This window comes from Anaerorhabdus sp., assembly GCF_036657415.1.
GTDB lineage: Bacteria > Bacillota_I > Bacilli_A > Erysipelotrichales > Erysipelotrichaceae > Anaerorhabdus.
In genome coordinates this window covers 1-4,785 of record NZ_JAVXGL010000115.1, presented here as the reverse complement: position 1 = coordinate 4,785, position 4,785 = coordinate 1, and the positions used below count along the sequence as shown (strand labels likewise).

General features: G+C 33.1%; 5 protein-coding genes and 1 pseudogene. All 6 read right to left on the bottom strand.

Features of this window, described 5'->3' with window-relative positions; translation table 11 throughout:
- Positions 1-273: PAS domain-containing protein (locus tag RSB60_RS10900; protein WP_332616314.1), on the bottom strand; the 273-nt coding region annotated here is incomplete at its 3' end.
- A gap of 12 nt (positions 274-285) precedes the next feature.
- Positions 286-1,494, bottom strand: a complete 1,209-nt coding sequence (locus RSB60_RS10895) for a pyridoxal phosphate-dependent aminotransferase (protein WP_332475810.1) — start codon at positions 1,492-1,494, stop codon at positions 286-288.
- A 91-nt stretch (positions 1,495-1,585) separates the two neighbouring features.
- Complete coding sequence (gene gmk / locus RSB60_RS10890) at positions 1,586-2,140, bottom strand: guanylate kinase (protein WP_323381071.1); 555 nt, start codon at positions 2,138-2,140, stop codon at positions 1,586-1,588.
- Between the two features lie 9 nt (positions 2,141-2,149).
- Positions 2,150-3,385, bottom strand: a complete 1,236-nt coding sequence (locus RSB60_RS10885) for a M24 family metallopeptidase (protein ID WP_332616311.1) — start codon at positions 3,383-3,385, stop codon at positions 2,150-2,152.
- A 4-nt stretch (positions 3,386-3,389) separates the two neighbouring features.
- Positions 3,390-4,577, bottom strand: a complete 1,188-nt coding sequence (locus tag RSB60_RS10880; protein WP_332491234.1) for an MFS transporter — start codon at positions 4,575-4,577, stop codon at positions 3,390-3,392.
- Positions 4,574-4,785, bottom strand: a pseudogene (locus RSB60_RS10875) (beta-Ala-His dipeptidase); the annotation flags it as partial. The gene RSB60_RS10880 and the pseudogene RSB60_RS10875, both read right to left, overlap by 4 nt.

Sequence of the window (4,785 nt, the reverse complement as noted above, 5' to 3'; positions counted from 1 at the left end):
TTTTTTATTTGTACTGAAATATGAGATGTTATCTTGCTTGGAATCCACAAGTTTATCTAACATATCTAAAGCAAGATTTGTAATTGGTGCTCCAATCTTTCTTCCTGTATGTTCTCCATTAATAATCGCTACAACAGAGTGTTCGTAATCCTCTAAACTATGTAGAACAATCTCATATGCATCACCTAAGTAATTTGCTAGACCATGCAAAAAATTTGCATATGAGTTTAGTATTTGGCGATCTACTTCTGTTAAAATAATTGCGTTATTCAAAAAAACTCCCCCTTAGTTGTTCATATCTTGGTAATGCATCAATGCATTTTTAACCCTATCTAGTATATCAAATATTTTCCAATTATCACGATAAACACCTAAAACAATTCTTAAATGTCCTTCACCACCGATACCATAGTTAACACCATCATTTACCGAAACCTTAGCTTCTTTCAATAAATATTTAACTATATCACTCGATTTACCTAGTTTTGAAACATTGACCCAGCATAAGAAACCTGATTCAGGAAGTTTCATACTAACGTTGGGAATAGAGTTAAATATCTCAAAAGCTCGGTGCCTTCTCAAATCAAATGCGCTTTCAAATTCCTTCATAAATCGTGTATCATTCAATGCTGCTAATACCGCCTGTTGACAAGAAGTATTGGTAGCACCAATTACAGCAACTGCATTCGCAAACATAGCATCCATAATTACATCTGAACACACCACATAGCCAACTCGCAGCCCACTCAATCCCATTCCTTTAGAGAATGAAAATACCGTTACAGTTCTTTCAAACATTCCTGGTAAAGCAGCTGGCGTAATGAATTCATTTTCATAACAATAATCTTCAAAGGCTTGATCACAAACCAAGATTAAATCATGTTCAATAGCACATTTCGCAAGTATTTCTAATGATTTACGGTTGAATACGGTTGTTGTTGGATTGTTCGGATGAGTCAACAAAATCATCTTTGTTTTAGAAGTCACATGTTTTTCAAATGTATCTTCATTAAATTGATAGTCTTCTTCTTCATTTAAAGGAACAGGAACTACTTTGCCACCCATAATTTCAATATCTAAGAAATTATTTGGATAACTTGGTGTCGGTATGAGAACTTCATCACCTTCATTGATAAAAGGTAAAATAGCAAAATACAAGCCAGAATCTGACCCTGGAGTAATCAAAATATTACGATGTGAATCGACTTTTAACTTATTGAATTGTTCAAGTTTTATGGCAAGTTTATCTTTTAATTCTTGACTACCTACAGGTGCAGTATAATGTGCAGCTGACGCACCTTTTATTGAATTAATTAGTGCTTCTTCAACATGTACTGGTAAACTTTTATCTGGCATAAAAGGATCTGCCCATCCCATAAGTGCTACTCCTTGTTTTTCCATTTCTTGATACGAACTACCAACATCTGCTTTTTCTACTTCAATAAACATGCCACCTTCTGCTTTTTTAAAGGCTTCTATCATTTTCTCTTTCATCTTGTTTTCCACTCTTTCTTTTAAATAAAAGGACTTAAAGTTAAGAGCTATTGAAATACTTCTCAACTCTACATTTTAAGTCCTATCCTACTTATTCAGCTACAAATCGTTTAATGTCTTCAACAGCTTCATTAACATTGTCTACTTTAACAGTATGACGGAATAATGGAAGAAGTTCCATTTCCATCTTAGCTTTGTTAATTCTATGCTTCATTGAAAATTCATTATCATTGTATCGATCTCGAATTTGTTGTTCAAGGTCTTCCATGCTTGATGGTTCGACAAATACACATAGTGCTTCTGGCAATATCAGTTTAATTTGCCCAACCCCTTGTGCCTCAACATCAATTAATACATTCTTACCAATACTCAAGAGAAACTCAATTTGTTCACGACTAGTTCCATAATAGTAACCGTTGAATTCTGTATATTCTAGAATTTTCTTTTCTTTGACTTCTTTTACAAAACTATCGTGTGAAATAAAGAAGTAGTCTTGCCCATCAATCTCATCATCTCTTTTAGGACGTGTTGTGAGTGATTTGCAGTAATTTAAGTCTAGTTCTTTATCTTCTAATAGAGCTCTGACAATTGGTTTTTTACCAACACTGCTGGCACCAGTTAAAACAATAACATACGGTTTTTTCATAGTGTCCTCCTACTTAACCAAATGAATATGGTCTCTGCCTTTTGCAAGGTAAATACATTTTTCACCATCAAAGTCTATTGTTTCTTCAGTAAATACATATAAATCTTTATTACTAAATTCTGGAACAAGTCGTTTTGTATTAAGTTCCAACGCATAACATGTATTTTTGTAAAGTGGATAATCCCCTTTTACTTTTATTTCTTTTTGTTCATTAAATAGACCTATTGTAGGTCCTGGACCATGTCCATAATGACCAATTGGATGTGTATATAACATTGGCGTAATTCCCTCTGCTTTAGCTTGATTCACAGAAGCAGTAAATATTTCATTACCTGTTCTTCCTTCAATAAAATTCGCACATACAATATCTTGGAAGTGATTATTTTCCTTGAATGCTTTCATTAAATATTCTGGAACTTCTGTTTCATTTACTTGTGGAACATACGCTAAACGTTGATGATCAGTGCATAGTCCAAGGTAAATTAAACCAAAGTCAACATGGAGCAAGTCGCCCCTTTCAATTGTCACATCGTCGTAAATAGGACCAGAGTCTTTTCGTTGTAAGTCAATTGTTGGTGGAAACCAAAAAGGTAATCCCAAACGATTGACTTCTTGTTTTAGCCACCATTCTAAATCACGTGTTGTGGTTTTTCCTAGTTCAATTACATTGAATGAGAATGCTTCATTTACAATATCCATCGCAAGTTCCGCAATCTCCTTGTAGCGTTCTAATTCTTCTGGTAATCGCGTTTCCAAATAACGTAAACAAAGGTTTTCTGCACTTACAACTTTATCAAGAATTTCTTTTGACATTGCATTCGCAAAATCATCATAAATTGACTTTGTTAGTCCATCACCAAATGCATAATGACTTGAGAAGTTTAATCCAATTTTAGTTGGGTTAATTTTTTCAATAATTGCTCGAATTGCAGCGAATTGTTTTTCATCGACATCATTGAAAATTGATTCATAATATGGATCTAAATCCGAACTTGGTCTACCTGCATTATATCGTTTAAAACCTTCTTTTGTTTTCGCAAAAATCAAACATGTTAATCGACGAGCAGTTGGAAATGATGTTGGTGTAAGAAACTCTAATATTGGGTCTTCATTATATTCTTTCGCAAATACAATCCACATATCAATGCCAGCAATTTCCATAAGTGCTGGTATTTGTTGTAGTTTCTTTTCTAGCAATTCATCAATAAGTTGATATTGCTCCCTAAGGGTCTTTACTGTTCTCATATTATTATCCTTTCATTGATAATCGATTGGTTAATCCAATTAATACAGCTATGCATAAGAAACATATAGCTGTTATTAGAAATGAAATCGATGGACCTAAATCATAGATAAATCCTGCAAATAATGATCCACAAACCATTCCCAAAGAATTCACAGAGCTATAAAACCCCATGATTTGACCATTACTTTTAGGCGTTGTTTGTAATGAAACAATCTGTTGTTGAAGTGGTGTCACTATTGCAACTAATGCAAAATATAGAATAGCCACAATTACAAAGAATAGTAATTCTTTTGTACCAGCTACAAGAAAGGCAACGATACTAGTTAATGCATATACATAGACAAGTGTTTTTTTAATCGTTGTATTTTTCATAAGCCACATACAAATTGTTACATTCGCAAGTAACGCAATAATTCCTATTACTGCTTTTAATAATCCATTATACGCAGGGAGAAAGCCATATACATCTTTAATATAATAATTAAAGCATTGATCAAAGGCAGTAATTCCAAATGATGCAATTATAATAGCTACAAAAAAGATTACTAATTGTTTTGTTAAGTATTTATTAATTCCAATAAATGAAGCAAATGGATTTGCATTTTTTATAAATTCTTTTCTAGTTACTTTCTTTTTCTCATTATCAATATCCTTTAAAAAGATAAAGAAGAGTACTCCAGATAAAGCTAGTAGAAAAACTTGCGAACCAAAAAGCAATGTAATTGAATAAGTACCAATTAATCCACCGATTAAATAACCTAGCGGACCACACACCGATTGAATTGTTGCATTAATGACAAGATTTCTTCCTCGATTTTCCAAGTCACATACATCAATAATATAAGTAAGTTGGCAAACACTAATTCCACCAATAAAGAACCCTGAAATCAATCGTGCAATTACAAAATCTAATTCTGTATGCATTCCACTCATAACCCATTGACCAATTGCGTAGCCTATACAACATAACGCTAACACTTTTACTCTTCCTATTAAATCACTAACCTTTCCCCAAAAAGGTGCAAATAAGAAGTAAGTAAGTGACATTGACGCAAACGCTACCCCAAACATATAGCTATGAAATTTCAAATCACTAATCAATGTTGGAGTTACTGGGTGCGCAAAATTCGCCGCAAGTGTTTGAAGAATAATTAAAATAAAGTAACGCTTTAAAGAAACCTTGGAACTCATAATTTCTTTATTACATTAACTAACACATCATACATGCGATCAAAAGATTCAAGTTGAAGTGTTTCTTGTGGGGTGTGAATATATTTCATACATGGACCAAGATTTGCAATATTGGGATTATCTAGAATACTTTCAAGTATTCCACATTCATTTCCTCCATGAGCTGCAACCTTTTCCATTTCATTACCTGTCATATCTTTATATGTCT